General features: G+C 72.8%; 11 protein-coding genes. 6 read left to right on the top strand and 5 right to left on the bottom strand.

Annotated features, from left to right (window positions below):
• Position 1: 1 nt before the first annotated feature.
• The gene (locus tag QCD66_RS28190) at positions 2-1,360 is read right to left on the bottom strand and encodes a C39 family peptidase (RefSeq protein ID WP_407566856.1); all 1,359 of its coding nucleotides are present in this window, start codon (positions 1,358-1,360) and stop codon (positions 2-4) included.
• Positions 1,361-1,503: 143 nt separating this feature from the next.
• Between QCD66_RS28190 and QCD66_RS28185 the strand changes: the two genes are divergently transcribed.
• The 3 genes from QCD66_RS28185 to QCD66_RS28175 all read left to right on the top strand — a co-directional run bounded on the left by QCD66_RS28185 (position 1,504) and on the right by QCD66_RS28175 (position 6,414).
• Positions 1,504-2,175: a response regulator transcription factor gene (locus QCD66_RS28185; protein WP_357536430.1), complete on the top strand. Its 672-nt coding sequence runs from the start codon at positions 1,504-1,506 to the stop codon at positions 2,173-2,175.
• Positions 2,176-2,346: 171 nt separating this feature from the next.
• A complete protein-coding gene (locus tag QCD66_RS28180) occupies positions 2,347-3,573 on the top strand; it encodes a HAMP domain-containing sensor histidine kinase (RefSeq protein ID WP_357536119.1) in 1,227 nt (408 codons plus the stop codon).
• 357 nt (positions 3,574-3,930) lie between these two features.
• Positions 3,931-6,414 (top strand): M14 family metallopeptidase, encoded by a 2,484-nt coding sequence (locus QCD66_RS28175; RefSeq protein WP_364207767.1) that lies wholly within the window; start codon positions 3,931-3,933, stop codon positions 6,412-6,414.
• 90 nt (positions 6,415-6,504) lie between these two features.
• On the opposite strand, the gene QCD66_RS28170 is transcribed toward QCD66_RS28175, so the two are convergent.
• The 3 genes from QCD66_RS28170 to QCD66_RS28160 all read right to left on the bottom strand — a co-directional run bounded on the left by QCD66_RS28170 (position 6,505) and on the right by QCD66_RS28160 (position 11,367).
• Positions 6,505-7,554: a ricin-type beta-trefoil lectin domain protein gene (locus tag QCD66_RS28170; protein WP_407566855.1), complete on the bottom strand. Its 1,050-nt coding sequence runs from the start codon at positions 7,552-7,554 to the stop codon at positions 6,505-6,507.
• A gap of 553 nt (positions 7,555-8,107) precedes the next feature.
• Complete coding sequence (locus QCD66_RS28165) at positions 8,108-10,174, bottom strand: 3-hydroxyacyl-CoA dehydrogenase NAD-binding domain-containing protein (protein WP_375736750.1); 2,067 nt, start codon at positions 10,172-10,174, stop codon at positions 8,108-8,110.
• Positions 10,171-11,367, bottom strand: coding sequence for a thiolase family protein (locus QCD66_RS28160; RefSeq protein ID WP_375736751.1), 1,197 nt, complete (start codon positions 11,365-11,367; stop codon positions 10,171-10,173). The genes QCD66_RS28165 and QCD66_RS28160 overlap by 4 nt, the downstream gene beginning before the upstream one ends.
• A gap of 151 nt (positions 11,368-11,518) precedes the next feature.
• Here QCD66_RS28160 and galE point away from each other — a divergent pair, with 151 nt between their 5' ends.
• Positions 11,519-12,523, top strand: coding sequence for a UDP-glucose 4-epimerase GalE (gene galE / locus QCD66_RS28155; RefSeq protein WP_357536126.1), 1,005 nt, complete (start codon positions 11,519-11,521; stop codon positions 12,521-12,523).
• A gap of 97 nt (positions 12,524-12,620) precedes the next feature.
• Here the strand turns inward: galE and QCD66_RS28150 are convergent, their stop codons facing one another.
• The gene (locus QCD66_RS28150; RefSeq protein ID WP_407566854.1) at positions 12,621-13,979 is read right to left on the bottom strand and encodes an HRDC domain-containing protein; all 1,359 of its coding nucleotides are present in this window, start codon (positions 13,977-13,979) and stop codon (positions 12,621-12,623) included.
• A 279-nt stretch (positions 13,980-14,258) separates the two neighbouring features.
• Between QCD66_RS28150 and QCD66_RS28145 the strand changes: the two genes are divergently transcribed.
• Positions 14,259-15,371 (top strand): S1C family serine protease, encoded by a 1,113-nt coding sequence (locus QCD66_RS28145; RefSeq protein ID WP_407566853.1) that lies wholly within the window; start codon positions 14,259-14,261, stop codon positions 15,369-15,371.
• Positions 15,372-15,454: 83 nt separating this feature from the next.
• The gene (locus tag QCD66_RS28140; RefSeq protein ID WP_375736471.1) at positions 15,455-16,150 is read left to right on the top strand and encodes a hypothetical protein; all 696 of its coding nucleotides are present in this window, start codon (positions 15,455-15,457) and stop codon (positions 16,148-16,150) included.
• Position 16,151: the final 1 nt, after the last annotated feature.

Raw genomic sequence — 16,151 nt, 5'->3', positions numbered from 1 at the left:
GTCACCAGTTCGCCTGCGGCGGTGCCGCCGGCAGCGGCCGGTCGGCGGGCCGGATCACGTACGTCAGGCCGCCGCTGCCGCCGCGCCAGGCGGCCTCCAGCGCGGCCCGGGGCACCGGCCGGCGGACCGCCTCGTCGGTCGGCCAGTTGGGGTCGTTGAGCACCGGGTCGCCGCCGGCGGTGAAACCGGCCAGCACCAGCAGGTGCCCGCGGGTGCCGTAGTCGAGGCCGGGCACCCGCCCGGCCGCGAACGACACCGAGATCACCAGCGGGATCCCGGCGGCGACGAAGAGTTCCGCCTCGGCCAGGCCGCGCAGCCGGGTGACGAACGCGTCCAGCCCGAAGGTGCCGGCGTACGCGGTGTTGAACGGCCAGTTTCCGGTGCCCCGGTAAGCGTGGTCGTAGCAGCGCCGGGCGGCGTGGTCGACCCACGGTGCCGGGTCGTCGGGTCCCACCCACGCGTGGTCGGCCGCCGCCGGGCCGGCTCCCCAGAAGGCCAGGACCATCGCCGTCGAGGTGGGACTGCACCAGGTCAGGCCGCCACCGTCGAGGTGCGGGTGGTGGTCGCGGTGCAGCCGTTGCGAGAAGCGGGGTACGTCCAGCACGACGCCCCACGCCGGGGACGTGCCGGACCGGCGCGGTGGGGCGGCCGGCCGCGCCGGCGCGGGCGGTGCCGGGGCGGCCGCCTCAGGGTGCGGGGCGGCCGGTGCCGGGGCGGCCGCCGCCGCGGGGTGCGGGGCGGAGGAGCCGTGCGGCGCCGGGCGGTGTGGTGCGGCGGGCGGTGTGGCGCCGTGCGGTGCGGGGCCGTGCGGTCGGGGCGCGGCCGGAGCCGGCGCGGTGGCGACCGCGCCGGCCGACCGCAGCGCCGGGGTGGCGTCGCCACCGGCCGGCCGCAGCAGGGTCACCCGCAGCCACCAGCCGGTCCACTCCCGGCCGGAGGCGGCGGTGAGCACGTCGGCGTCGACCCGCGCGTCCGGGTCCGCCTGGTCCGGCCGGGAGGTGGGCCGTACGCCCTCGTCGTCGGCGGCCCAACTGCCCAGGTCGTACCAGCGGGTCGGCCGGCCGGACCGGTCGGCGCCGCGCATCTCGACCCGGATCCAGCTCCCGGCCGGGGTGTCGGCGGTCCACGACGGCACCAGTTCGGCGACCGGGAACCCGGGCTCGACCAGGGGAGAGGTCCAGGTGGCCAGCTCGTAGGCCGCGGTGACCCCGGTGTGCGGATCGGTGTGGGTCAGCGTGCCGGCCGGGGAGTCGAAGGCGATCCCGTCGCCCCGGGGAACCGCTCCGGTCATGGTGCCGGTGGCCAGCCGCGCCGCACCGCGGAAGCCCCGGTAGGCGATGTCCGGGCCGGTCTGCTGCACGAACGACTCCTGAGCGGTGAAGATCCTTGCCGGAAAGTCTGTCGTACCGGAAGGTTCTTTGCAACGCCCGCGGTACCGCCACATGTTGTCCCGCGGCAGTAGGTTGAATCCGCCGGATGGCGGCGTTCCGGAAGGAGGCGCTGATGCGGGTGCTGGTGGTCGAGGACGAGCACAACCTCGCCGACGCGATCGCCCGCGGCCTGCGCCGCCGGGGCATGGCCGTCGACGTCGCCCACGACGGCAACACCGGCCACGAGATGGCGTTCGTGACCCGCTACGACGTGATCGTCCTCGACCGCGACCTGCCCGGCGTGCACGGCGACCAGATCTGCGCCGACCTCGCCGCCTCCGGTGCGCTGACCCGGGTGCTCATGCTCACCGCCAGCGGCACGGTCGCCGACCGGGTCGAGGGCCTGTCCCTGGGCGCCGACGACTACCTGCCCAAACCGTTCGCCTTCGACGAACTCGTCGCCCGCGTGCAGGCCCTCGGCCGGCGGGCCACCCCACCGGCCCCGCCCGTGCTCACCCTCGCCGACCTGGTCGTCGACCCGGCCCGGCGGGTCGCCAGCCGCGGTGGCATCCCGGTCGACCTCACCCGCAAGGAGTTCGGTGTGCTGGAAGAACTGCTCAAGGCCCGCGGCGCCGTCGTCTCCAGCGAGGAACTGCTCGAGCGGGTCTGGGACGCCAACACCGACCCGTTCACCACGACCGTACGGGTCACCGTCATGACCCTGCGCAAGAAGCTCGGCGACCCACCGCTGATCGAGACCGTCGTCGGCGCCGGCTACCGGATGCCCGACCCCTACCTGCCCTGACCCGGGCGTGGGAAGGTGGGCGCATGACCGAGCGGAGCGAGGGCATCGGTTGGTTCGGTTTGAGTCGTGCGGCCGCCGAGCGGAGCGAGGTGGACGTATGACCGAGCGGAGCGAGGGCATCGGTTGGTTCAGTTTGAGTCGTGCGGCCGCCGAGCGGAGCGAGGTGGACGCATGACCGTTTATCTCACCGGGCGCCGGTCCCGGCTGCGGCCCACCCTGCGGCTGCGGCTCACCCTGCTCAACGGCGTCCTGCTGGTCGGGGCCGGTGCCGTGCTGATGGTGCTCGCCTGGCTGCTGGTCGACGACGCGCTGCACCCCGCCGACCAGCTCCTGCCTGGCACCACGGTCGTACTCGCCGACGGGCAGACCCTCGACGCCCGGGTCTGGCAGGAGCACGTCGTCGACGCCGTCTCCGGCGAACTGCTCGCCAAGGGGCTGGTGGCGCTGCTGGCCATCAGCATCGTCGGCGTCGCCGGGGCGTACGTGGTCGCCGGCCGGGCGCTGCGCCCCCTGCACCAGGTCACCGCCACCGCCCAGCGGCTGCGGGAGGAGACCCTCGAGGAACGGATCCGCTACACCGGCGCCGACGACGAGGTCGCCGAACTCGCCGCCACGTTCGACGCGATGCTGGACCGGATCGGCGAGGCGTTCGAGGCGCAGAAGAGGTTCGTCGCCAACGCCTCCCACGAGTTGCGTACGCCGCTCGCGGTGATGCGTACCGAGATCGACGTGACGCTGGCCGACGACGAGGCCGACGTCGCCGAGTTCCGGCGCATGGCAACCGTGGTCCGCGACGCCTCCGAACGCGCGAACGGACTGGTCGACGCGCTGCTGGTGCTGGCCCGCAGCGAGGCGCAGTCAGGTCGCCGGCTCAGCCGCAAGGTGCCGACCGACCTGGCCTGCGGGGTCAGCGCCGCGCTGTCGGCGACCAGCGCCGAGGCGCAACGGCTCAAGCTGCGGGTCACCGCCACGCTCGGGCCGGCCCAGGTGGTCGGCGACCCCAGCCTGCTGGAGCGGCTCGCCGGCAACCTCGTCGAGAACGCCGTACGGTACAACCACCTGCACGGCGAGCTGTGGGTCCGGACCGGGTCCGCCGACGGGCACGTCTACCTGGTGGTCGGCAACACCGGTTTCGAGGTCGACCCCGCCGACGTACCCGGGCTGTTCGAACCGTTCCGGCGGGGCGGCCGGGAACGCACCGGCGCGCGGGGGTCCGGGCTGGGGCTGTCGATCGTACGGGCGGTCTGCGACGCGCACCGCGGCACGGTCGGCGCGGTAGCGCAGCCCGGCGGCGGCCTGGAGGTGACGGTGACGCTGCCGGCCGCCGACACCACCCCGGTCGTCACCGCCTCCGCGGTGGTGAGCCCACCGACCACCTCGCCCGCCGACCCGGTCTGACCCGACCGGCTTCCCGGCGACCGTTCAGGGCGGCCGGTCGGGCGTGGCCGGCCCGCGTTCGGCGGGCGCGACCGGGACGGTGACGGGGCAGCCCGGGCGACCCGCTCGCGGTTGACCCGCGGCCCGGCGTCGCCGGGATCCGCTGCCGGTCTCTTCGACCCATCCGGACGTGCCGAGCCCCTGTGCCGGCGCGTTCCTCGTGGCCGCGACCAGCAAACTCAAGGTTCGCTCAAGTCCCCCGGATCGCACGATCTTCGATGCGATGGATGCGCATACGCTCGCCGCACCGACCTGCCCACGGTCCGCGACCGGGCCGGCCACGGTATCCACCACATGCCACACACAGAAGGAGAGGGCATGCGACGCAGACGAATGCGGATCGCATTTCTCGCGCTACCCGCCCTGCTGGGGAGCGTCCTCATAGGTCCCCCGCCCGCGGGCGCGGATCCTGTGGAGGCCACGGTCCCGGCCGGCTCGGAGCGATCCCACCACGAGCACGACGAGTCGGCACAGCTCGTACGCATCGAGCTGACCGGTTCCGACATGCTGGACAAGGTGGTCGACGCCGGCTTCGACATCGATCACGGCCTCAAGCGGGTGCCGAACGGCATCGAGGGCGAGGCGGTGGTGACCGCCGAGCAGATCACCGAACTCGAGGCGATGGGCGTCAAGATCCTCGCCGACGACGAGGGCTTCGAATGGTCCGAAGAGGCCGACGGCGGCCTCGGCGCCGCCGCCGCGGCGGCCCGGACCGTCCAGCCGCTCAGCCACGCGCAGACCGTACGGGTGGTCCGCGCCGACTGGTTCACCACGAAGGGCCAGGGCTTCCTCTACGTCGAGGCGCGGACCACCGAAGGGCAGCAGGCCAACCCGGTCGTGATGATGCAGCTCGAGAACGACTCCGGCCGGGGCAGTTCGTTCGGCTTCGCGCGGACGATGAGCCGCTTCGTCGACTCCGGGCAGTACATGTTCCACCGGAACCTGTTCAAACTCGACACCCGCCCGAGCCAGATCAAGGTCACGAGCTCGACCGGGGGCGTCACCACCGGCAGCGTCTCCAACTGGCTCGAGGACGCTCCGCCGCCGCTGACGGACAACCCGGGCTACAAGTACGACTTCATCGACGGCTACAAGCACCCGCAGCAGCTCTACAGCCGTGCCGAGGAGATCGCCCGGCAGTACCCGGACATCGCCCAGATCATCTACCTGCCGAACAAGACGAACGGCTACCAGCGCAAGGCGCAGGCCACGATCGGCGGCACCGGGCAGGCCGCGGTCGTCGTCAGCTCGGCGGCATGGGGCCACGAGGGCGGCAACGACGTCACCGTCGAGTTCGTGGAGCGGCCGGGGGCCAACCTCCCGCTCACCGTCGAGGTGGCGGGCAAGGCGGTCCGCGTCCTCCTCGCGAAGGATGCCGCGGGCGCGCTCGCGAGCACCGCCGCGGAGGTGGCGGCGGCGGTGGAGACCCGGTCCCAGGGCCTCATCGACCGGGCGCACCCGTACCGCACCAACGCCGGCACCGGCATCGTCGCGCCGACGGCCGGCCCGGTCGCGCTGACCGACTTCCTCGACGAGAAGCGGGTCGGCGCGCCGGAGGGCGAGGTGCCCCGCGGCCCGGCCACGGTCCCCGTCCTGCGCATCGGCAAGCACCGCGACGGCCGGAACCCCGGCGTCCTGATCCAGGCGCAGGACCACGCCCGCGAGTGGGTGCCGGCGACGACCACACTGGAGACCGCCGAGCGCCTGGTGCGTAACTACAAGACCGACAAGGACACGAAGAAGATCGTCAACGACACCGACATCTTCCTCATCCTGTCGAACAACCCCGACGGGGCGAACTACAGCTTCTACAACTTCGCCTCTCAGCGTAAGAACCTGACGAACCACTGCCCGGACGAGGACGCCGATCCGGCCCGGCGCAACTCCTGGGGCGTCGACCTGAACCGGAACTACCGGGTCGGGTCGGCCCACGACGGCTACGCGGGCGGCTCGTTCAGCTGCGTCAGCGGCACCTACCAGGGGCCGGAGAAGCTGTCCGAGCCGGAGGCGGCGAACATCGTCTGGCTGGTCGAGACGTACTCGAACATCAAGTTCATGATGTCGGTGCACTCCAACGGCGGCCAGTTGTTCTGGCAGCCCGGCGCCTACATCGCGGACGGGCGGGTCACCACGCCGCGCCCGCCGATGGGCGACGAGGCGTTCTACTGGCAGTCGGCCGGCCGGATCCTGTCGCAGGTCAAGGCCTACCGGGAGACCGTCGTCACGCCGGAGAACGTCGGCGGCTCGTCGGACGTCCTCTACTCCTCCGCGGGCAACGTGCGCGAGGACCTGTACCACACCTACGGGATCTACGCCTTCGGCTGGGAGGTCGGTGGCTCCATCTACAACCCGGCCACCGGCAACTGGCAGGGCGGCTCCTTCCAGCCGCCGTGGGTGGGTGATCCGGCGCTCGTCAGCGGCCACTCGGAGACGATGGAGTACGCCAACGGGATCATGGAGATGTTCCGGATCGCGGCGGAGTGGGGCAAGGACAAGAAGAAGCCGACGTCCGAGCTCGTTCCCGGCGGCGGGAAGTACTCCGGCCCGGTCGACGTGCGCTTCGAGACGAGCGAGCCGGCGACCATCTACTACACGACGGACGGCAGCCGGCCCACGCTCCAGTCGCCGCGCTACGAGTCGACCGACTTCCGTGAGCCGGGGCAGGTGTTCCACGTGACCGAGACCACCACGTTCCGCTGGTTCTCGGTCGACACCGCCGGCAACGTCGAGAAGAACTACGACCCGGAGAATGGCAACCGCAACAACTACCGATCGGCGACGATCACGGTCGGCAAGAAGTAGCCCGGCGCGCATCGCCTCGTCAGCACGGGTTCGCCCGCGCTGACGGGGCGATGACGTGTGCTCGGTGGACCGTGCTCGCCGACCCCGGTGCTAGCGGAACGTCCAGCGCTGACCGGGGGCACCCGAGCACGAGGTGATGCTCAGCTGTGGTGCGCCGTTGGGTGCCGTCGGTCCACCCGTACCACCGCGGTCGTGCAGGCACAGCCGGGACGCCACGTGCAGGATCGTCCCGTCGGACCGGAACTGCCAGGCCGGTCGCGAGCCCCGCCCGCACCGCCTGAGCTGAACCGGACTGCTCGCACCGTGGCCGGCCGGGCCCATGCACATGCGGTGCATCTGCAGCGAGCCGTCCTCCCGGAAGGTCCAACGCTGCGCGCCGGAGCCGTTGCAGGACGCCATGGTGATCGGATTGCCGTGGTCGCGGTTGTCGTACATGTTGTCGACGCACAAGCCGGACGTACCGATGATCCGTCCGGTGCGTGGGGCCGTGAACGGCACGGAGGGCGTGGCCGGGGCCGGCGTCGTCGGACCGGCGCTGCCGGCGGTCGCCGACGGGCCCGGCGCGGCGCTGCGTCCGGGTGGGGTGGCGGCGATCGCCGACGAGGTGGCGCGCGGGCCGGCCGTACGGGCCGGGTCGGGCAGCGCCGACGGTTCGCCGGTCGGGAGGTCGGCGGTGGTCGGGGGCACCCAGACCGGCCCGGCGTCGATCGTCGGCCCGTGCTCCGGGGCATCCTGGCCGCCGCCCCGGGCCAGCGCGACCGGTGCGGCCACCACGAGGACCAGTGCGGCGCCGATCAGCACCATCCGGTCGCGGGTGCGGAGCCGGGTCATCCGGCCGCGGATTCGCCCGGCCAACCCGCCGGTGGCCGTACCCGGGGTGTTTCCCGGCCCGGCGCCGGATCCGTCGCCCGCGACCGGTCGCGGGTGGCCCGGCGGGGCCGGGTCGAGCGCGGGTACGGCCGCGGCCGGGAACTCCCACGTCGTGGTCATGCTGTCGACGGGCTTCGGCGGTCCGGCCACGGTGGCCGCCCGGTCGACGTAGGGCCGGACCAACAGCGGGTCGCTGCCGGCGGTGCATCTGCCGCAGGTCGGCTGGGCCGACGGCTCGTCGCAGGCCCGGCATCGGCGGCTGTCGCTCATCCTCGACCCCGTCCGGGTCCGGCCACACCAGTGCGCGTCACAGCCGCCGTCATCGCCGCCACACCCGTTCCATGCCCCCGCTTCGCAGCGTCCGGTCCCGACCGTGCCTTGTGCCATCCGCTTCGTGCCGTGGTGCCGTCGGCCGGCCGGGGCGGCGCCGGCATCCGTCGGCGCCGTGCCGCTGCCCGCCGGCCAGGTCCCGTGCCGACGGTGCGCCGCTGCCTGCCGGCGGTCCGTCCGGGGTTGCGCCGTCGCCTGCCAGGTCGGCGCCGGTGCCGGCCGTCCTACCTGTACGTGCCGGACGTGCCTGATCCGACGAGGTCTGCCGGGCTGTCAGGTCCGAGCCCGACCGACCCTGCCACAGTCGGCGACGTTCGGGCATCGGCGTCCGGTTGGGAGCCGCCTACCGTTCGGCCGATCAGCCGGCTCGGCGGCTGCCGGGGGAATAGCAAGATCCGCGTGATCAGGGACCTCGTCGCGTGGCGCGCCGGCGACACGCGCGATTTGGTCCCTGATCACGCGGATCATGGGGTGGGGGGAGGGGAGGGGGCGGTCAGGCGGGGAGGCTGGCCGCGCCCTTCGGGAGGAAGCGGGTGCCGGTCACGGACTCGGAGGTGCCGGTGCGGTCCAGGTACGGGGTCACGCCGCCGAGGTGGAACGGCCAGCCGGCACCCAGGATCATGCACAGGTCGATGTCCTGCGGCTGCGCGACCACGCCCTCGTCGAGCATCAGCCGGACCTCCTGCGCCAGCGCGTCCAGCGCCCGCTGGCGTACCTCCTGCGCGGTCAGCGGCGCCGACCCGACCTCGAGCAGTGCGGCGACCTCGGGGTCGATGTCGCCGTCCCGGTCGGTGAGCGGCTTGCCCGCCCGCACGATCCGGGCCAGGTTGGGGCTGACCGCGAACCGGTCCGGGAACGCCGCGTGCAGCGTCTCGGCGACGTGCAGCGCGACCGCCGGGCCGACCATGGTGAGCAGCGTCAGCGGCCGCATCGGCAGGCCCAGCGGATCGAGCGCGGTGTTGGCCACGTCGAGCGGGGTGCCGGCGTCGACGGCGGCGAACGTCTCGCCGAGGAACCGGGTCAGCAGCCGGTTGACCACGAACGACGGTGCGTCCTTGACCAGCACGCACGACTTGCGCAGCTTCTTGCCGACCGCGAACGCGGTGGCCAGCGCCACGTCGTCGGTGCGCTCCGCCCGTACGATCTCGACCAGCGGCATCACCGACACCGGGTTGAAGAAGTGCACGCCGACGACCCGCTGCGGGTGCTCCAGGTCGGCGGCCATCGCGGTGACCGACAGCGACGAGGTGTTGGTGGCCAGGATCGCCTCCGGCGAGACGATCTTCTCCAGCTCGGCCCAGACCTGCTTCTTGATCTCCAGGTTCTCGAAGACCGCCTCGATGACGAAGTCCGCGTCGGCGAAGACCGACTTGTCGACCGAGCCGGAGACCAGGCCGCGCAGCTTGGCGGCCGTACCCTCGGGAAGCCGGCCCTTGCCGACCAGCTTGTCCACCTGGGCGTGGACGTAGGCCACGCCCTTGTCGACGCGGGCCTGGTCGAGGTCGGTGAGGACCACCGGGACCTGCAACCGGCGCAGGAAGAGCAGCGCGAGCTGCGACGCCATCAGGCCGGCGCCGACGATGCCGACCTTGGTGACCTCGCGGGCCAGCGCCGGGTCCGGCGCGCCGGCCGGTCGCTTGGCCCGCCGCTGCACAAGGTCGAACGAGTAGAGGCTGCTGCGCAGTTCCTCACCCATGATCAGATCGGCGAGCGCCTCGTCCTCGGCGGCGGTGCCGGCGGCGAAGTCGGTCTCCTTGGCCAGGGCGAGCAGTTCGAGCGCCTTGTTGGCCGCCGGGACCGCGCCGTGCAGCTTCTCGTCGAGGGTGTGTTTGGCGAAGAACAGCACGCCGTCCCACATCTCCCGGTCGACCTCCGGGCGCTGCACGGTGACCGTGCCGCGGACCACGCCGGCCGCCCACTCCAGCGACCGCTCCAGGAAGTCGGCCGGCTCGAAGAGTTCGTCGGCGATGCCCAGCTCACGGGCCTGGGCGGGCCTGAGCGTCTTCTGGGTCAGCGGGTTCTGCAGGATGACCTGGGCGGCGCCGGCGATGCCGATCAGGTTGGGCAGCAGTTGGGTGCCGCCCCAGCCGGGCACCAGGCCGATGCCGACCTCGGGCAGGGCCAGCGCGGCGGCGCCGCCGGAAACGGTGCGGTAGTGGCAGTGCAGGGCCAGTTCCAGGCCACCGCCCATCGCCGCGCCGTTGACGAACGCGAACGTCGGTACGGCGCAGTCCCGCAGCCGGGCGAAGATCCGGTGGCCGAGCCGGCCCAGTTCGACCGCCTGCTCCCGGTTCTGGATCAGCGGTACGCCGGTGATGTCCGCGCCGACGCAGAAGATGTACGGCTTGCCGGTGACCGCGATGAACGCCGGGTCGGCGGCGAGCGCGGCGGTGATCGCCTCGTCGAGGCTGGCCAGTCCGGCCGGGCCGAAGCTGTTCGGCTTGGTGTGGTCGTGGCCGTTGTCGAGGGTGATCAACGCGGCCGGCTTCTCCAGGCCGGGTACGGCGACCTGCCGCAGCAGCGCCCTGGTGACCACCTCGTTCGGGTTGTTCAGGGTCACTTCTGCGCACCTTCCCAGTTGGGGTTCTCCCAGATGACGGTCCCGCCCATGCCGATGCCGACACACATGGCGGTGATGCCGTAGCGCACCTCGGGGTGCTCGGCGAACTGCCGGCTGAGCTGGGTCATCAGCCGTACGCCGGACGAGGCGAGCGGGTGCCCGACGGCGATCGCCCCACCCCACTGGTTGACCCACGGGTCGTCGTCGGCGATGCCGAAGTGGTCGAGGAAGGCGAGCACCTGCACGGCGAACGCCTCGTTGAGTTCGAACAGGCCGATGTCGCCGATGGACAGTCCGGCGATCCGCAGCGCCTTCTCCGTGGACGGGATCGGGCCGACGCCCATCACCTCCGGCTCGACGCCGACGAAGGCGTACGACACCAGCCGCATGCCGATCGGCAGGCCCAGTTCGCGGGCCACCTCCTCGGCGGCGATCAGGCTGGCGGTGGCGCCGTCGTTGAGCCCGGCCGCGTTGCCCGCGGTCACCTTGCCGTGCGGGCGGAACGGGGTCTTCAGCGTGCCGAGCTTCTCCAGCGAGGTGTCGCGGGGCGCCTCGTCGACGGTGGCCAGCCCCCAGCCGGTCTCCGGGTCGCGTACGGCGACCGGCACCAGGTCGTCCTGGAGCTTGCCGTTGGCGTACGCCTTGGCGGTCTTGAGCTGCGAGGCGAGCGCGTACGCGTCGGTGCGCTCCTTGGTGACGTGCGGTACCCGGTCGTGCAGGTTCTCCGCGGTGGCGCCCATGACCAGGGCGGACGGGTCGACGAGCTTCTCGGCGAGGATGCGCGGGTTGGGGTCGACGCCCTCGCCCATCGGGTGCCGGCCCATGTGCTCGACGCCGCCGGCGACGGCGACGTCGTACGCGCCCATCGCGATGCCGCCGGCGACCGTGGTCACCGCGGTCATCGCACCGGCGCACATCCGGTCGATCGCGTAGCCGGGAACCGTCTTGGGCAGGCCGGCGAGCAGCGCGGCGGTCCGTCCGAGGGTCAGCCCCTGGTCGCCGATCTGGGTGGTGGCGGCGATGGCCACCTCCTCGACTCGGTCCGGCGGGAGTTGCGGGTTACGTCGCAGGAGTTCGCGGATGCAGCGGATCACCAGGTCGTCGGCGCGGGTGTTGGCGTACATGCCGCCCGCCTTGCCGAACGGGGTGCGGACGCCGTCGACGAAGACGACATCGCGGACTTCACGGGGCACTTGTGAGCCTCCTTGCCGGCGCGGTGGTGTACCCCGGATGCTACTCGTCGGTAACTATCGGCGTCAGCGCCGGGGTTGTGGCGCGGACCACAGATGCCCGTTTCCGGTACGTTGAGCACGGACGTAATCGGACAACCCGGAGGGTGGACGCGTGAAGGTACTCGTCGCGGGCGGCGCGGGCTTCATCGGCAGCACGATCGTCTCGGCCTGCCTCGACGACGGCATCGTTCCCGTCGTGCTCGACAACCTGTGCACCGGGCGGATCGAGTTCACCCGCGACCGGATCTTCTACCAGGGCGACATCGCCGACGGTGCGCTGATCGACCGGATCTTCGCCGAGCACCCCGACATCGAGGCCGTCGTGCACGCCGCCGCGCTGATCGTGGTGCCGGAGTCGGTCGAGCAGCCGCTGCGCTACTACCGGGAGAACGTCGCCAAGTCGGTCGACCTGGTCGAGCACGTGGTGCGCAACGGCTGCCAGCGCCTGCTCTTCAGCTCGTCGGCGGCGATCTACCGGCCCAGCGACGACTTCTCCGTCGACGAGACGTCGGGCCTCGACCCGCTGAGCCCGTACGCGCGCACCAAGGCGATGATGGAGGCGATCCTCGCCGACGCGGCGGTCGCCACCGACCTGCGGGTGCTTTCCCTGCGCTACTTCAACCCGATCGGTGCCGACCCGAAGCTGCGTACCGGCCTGCAGCTCCGCCAGCCGTCGCACGCCCTCGGCAAGATCATTACCGCGCACGAGAACGACGACGAGTTCCTGATCACCGGCGTCGACTGGCCGACCCGGGACGGCTCCGGCATCCGCGACTACATCCACGTCTGGGACCTCGCCCGGGCGCACGTGCAGGCGCTGCGCCGGTTCGACGCGATCCTGCCGGCCGGCGGCGACCGCTCCCACGAGGTGATCAACCTCGGGACCGGGGACGGCACCACCGTGCGTGAGCTGGTGGCCGCCTTCCAGTCGGTGGCCGGCCGGCCGTTGCGGGTGGGCGAGACCGGCCCCCGGCCGGGCGACTCGGCCGGCACCTACACCCGGATCGACAAGGCCGGCCGGCTGCTGGACTGGAAGCCGGAGTTCACCGTCGCCGAGGGCATCCGCCACTCGCTGCAGTGGGCCGAGATCCGCGACGAGCGGCTCGCCGCCTCCTGACCGCCACCCCTTATCCCGCGATCTTGCATTTGTCGCCCCCCCGAACCGGTACGAAAGGGGGAGACAACCGCAAGATCGCGGGCGATCGGGCACGGCGTCAGGACGGTGGCGGTGGCGGCGGGTCCTGCAGGGCGGTGGTCAGGTCCTCGCCGACCAGGCCGAGTTGCCAGGAGCGGGCGCCGTACCCGCGCAGGGTCTGGGTCACCGTCTCGACCGTGACCTCCTCGGGCGGGGTCCAGGCCAGCCGGCGTACCGAATCCGGGGTGATCAGGTTCTCCGGCGGGAGCCGGTGCTCCGCCGCGATCCGGGTCACCGCCTCGCGGCACCGGACCAGCCGGGCCGCGGCGGCCGGGTCGCGCTCGGCCCAGCGGTGCGGCGGCGGCGGGCCGTCGACCGGCGGGTTGACCGGCAGTTCGCTGTCGGCCAGGCCCCGCGCCTCACCGAGCGCCTCCAGCCAGACCCGGGCCAGCCGGCGCACCGACCGGCCGCCGAAGCCGGGCAGGGTCAGCAGCGTGCGCTCGTCGCGCGGATCGGTCTCGGCCGCCGCGATGATCGCCGCGTCGGGCAGCACCCGGCCGGGCGCCGAGTCGCGCCGGGCGGCGATCTGGTCCCGGGCGTACCACATGGCGCGTACGCGGGCCTGGGCCCGCGCCCCCCGGACCCGGTGGATGCCGGAGGTGCGCCGCCACGGGTCCGGTCGCTGCCGGGGCGGCACGAGGCCCCACGCGACCACCGCGGCGAACTCCTCCGCGGCCCAGCCGTCCTTGCCCTGGGTCACCAGCTCGGCGGCGAGCGCGTCGCGCAGGTCGGTGAGCATCTCCACGTCGAGGGCCGCGTAGGTCAGCCAGGACTCCGGCAGCGGGCGGCTCGACCAGTCCGCCGCCGAATGGTGCTTCTCGAGCGTGTAGCCGAGCAGCGACTCGGTCAGCGCGGCCAGGCCGACCCGCTCGAATCCGGCGAGCCGGGCGGCGAGTTCGGTGTCGAACAGCCGCCGCGGCCGCAGCCCCAGGTCGGCCAGGCACGGCAGGTCCTGGCTGGCGGCGTGCAGCACCCACTCGGCGTCGGCGATCGCCGCGTCGAGGGTACGCAGGTCACCCAGGGGCAACGGGTCGATGAGCACGGTCCCGGCGCCGGCCCGGCGCAGTTGGACCAGGTAGGCCCGCTGGCTGTAGCGGTAGCCGGAGGCGCGTTCGGCGTCGATCGCCACCGGTCCGGTGCCGGCGGCGAAGCGGGCCACCAGTTCGGCCAACTCGTCGGGTGTCTCGACCGGGACGGGGGTGCCGTCGCGGGGGGCGATGAGCGGAACGGGCCCACCAGGCTTCGGGTCGGGCCCCACTGCATCTGACGCCGACGTGGCGGCTCCATCTGACGCCGGCGAACCCGCCGGGCGGCTGTGTGGCTCGTCCCCCGCTTGGCGTTCGTGGGCCCGACGGCGCAGGGGTGGTTCGTCGGTCACCTGGCAACCCTAGTCGGCGCGCGCTCGCCGCATCGAACAGCCGGCCCGGCGAGTCGACCGTGATCCGCCCGCCGGTACCTTCCACGCGGAGGTGAGCGTGGTTTGTCACGGCCCGGACATCAGGGCAGACAAACCCCTTTCATGCAGGTACGGTCCACCCTGCCGCGAGATCGAGTCGGTGGGGTTGTCCGGTCGTGCGACCGTTGGACAGTGGAGTCGGTCGTGCGCCGCCGACGCAGACAAAAGACATGAGACAGCGTCCCTGGGAGGCGTGTAACGATGACCGCTGGCTACGACCCGTACGCCGGACAGCCGGGCAACCAGCAGCCCGCGCCGAGCCCGCCCCCGGCAGACGGGTCGGAAACCGGACAGCCGCCCGCCCCGGAGGCCGGCGCCCCGGCCCGGCCGGGACCGCTGCCGCCCAAGATGGAGCCGCCGCAACTGGCACCGCCGCCGGCGGCGGCCCAGCCATGGTCCGGCCCCGGATCACCGGCCACCCAGTCGTGGCCCACCCCGGGCTCACCGGTGGTGGCCGCGCCGCAGCCGAGGTCGGCGCCGCCGGTGCATCCGCCGGCGGGCTTCCCCGGCGCCGCGCCGCCGCCCGCCGCCCGCCGGCGCGTCTCCTGGCCGGGCGTGGTCGCGCTCGTCCTGGCGCTCTTCCTCGCCGTGGTGGCCGGGTTGCAGGCGGTCCAGATCAACAACCTGGCCGACCAGTTGGCCGCCGCCGACGACCGGCTCGCCGACGCGCAGGCCAGTGACGGCAGCCGGTTCGAGGGCCTGGAGGGCCGGACCGGCGAGCTGGAGAAGCAGGCCGGCGACGTCTTCAACCCGGAGGCCATCTCGACCGTGGCGCTGCCCAGCGTCTTCCGGGTCAGCGCCGGCAACTCCGGCGGCACCGCCTTCGCCGTCGGCAAGCCGGCCGAGGGCGGCGGCACCAACCTCCTCACCAACTACCACGTGGTCGAGTCGGTGTGGACCAGCGGTGGCCGCGAGGTCTTCATCGAGCGCCGCGACCAGCGCTTCCCGGCCATGATCGTGCGGGTCGACGAGCGCAACGACGTCGCCCAGCTCGTGACCACCGGCGCGTTCACCGGCCTGGTGACCGCCACCGAGCCGGTCAAGTCGGGCCAGCAGGTCGTGGTGGTCGGCGCTCCGCTCGGCCTGGAGGACAGCGTCACCACCGGCGTGGTCAGCGCCTTCCGCACGATGCCGGGCGGTGGCCCATCAATGATCCAGTTCGACGCCCCGATCAACCCCGGCAACTCCGGCGGACCGGTGATCAACGGCGCCAAGCAGGTGGTCGGTATCGCCACCGCCAAGGTCGCCGATGCCGAGGGGGTCGGACTCGCCATCCCGATCGCCACCGCCTGCGACGGATTCCAGATCTGCTGACCCGCTCGACCGCCCACCACCCGCTCGACCGCCCCGCCGCTTTCCGACACCGCCGGGCGGCGGCCACCCTTCTGGAGGAAGCAATGTCCTACCCGCCGACCGGCCCCGACGGGCCACCGCAGCAGGGCTACGACCCGAACGCGTACGGGCCTCCCGCCGGTGACCAGGGCGGCCCCTACCAGCCGTACCAGGGCTCCCCGCCGCCGCAGGGCGGGTTCGGGTCGCCGGTCGCCTACGACCCGGGCTACCAGCAGCAGGCGCCGGCCCAGCAGCCGTACCCGGGGGCGCAGATGTCCGGCCCGCCGTTCGGCGAGCAGATGTCCGGGCCCCCGGTGTCGGCCAGCCCGGCGCCGGCCGCCGCGCCGAAGAAGAGCCAGACGGTGCTGATCCTCGGGATCGTCGCCGGCCTGCTCTTCGTGCTCGGCGGCGTGATGACCGGCCTCTACGTCGCCAAGTCCAACGAGCTCTCCGAGACCAGGGGCACGCTGACCGCCCAGGTGAAGGAGCGGGACACCACGATCACCACCAAGAACACCGAGCTGGAGAAGCTGAAGACCGACCTGTCGGCGGCGACCAAGCGGGCCGACACCGCCGAGCAGAACCTGACCGGCACCCAGAACGACCGCGACGAGCAGGTCCGGCAGAAGCAGATCATCTCCAAGTGCCTCGAACTGCTCAGCACCGCGCTGACCGCCGCGGCGGCCGGTAACCAGTCCGCGTACGACGCGGCGGTGAAGGACCTCGACAAGACCTGCGACGAGGCCAACAAGTACCTCTGAA

Origin of the sequence: Polymorphospora sp. A560, from assembly GCF_045781765.1 — a bacterium.
Classification (GTDB): domain Bacteria; phylum Actinomycetota; class Actinomycetes; order Mycobacteriales; family Micromonosporaceae; genus Polymorphospora; species Polymorphospora lycopeni.
Note: the sequence above shows the minus strand (reverse complement) of the source record. Positions and strands in the feature narration are given on the sequence as shown.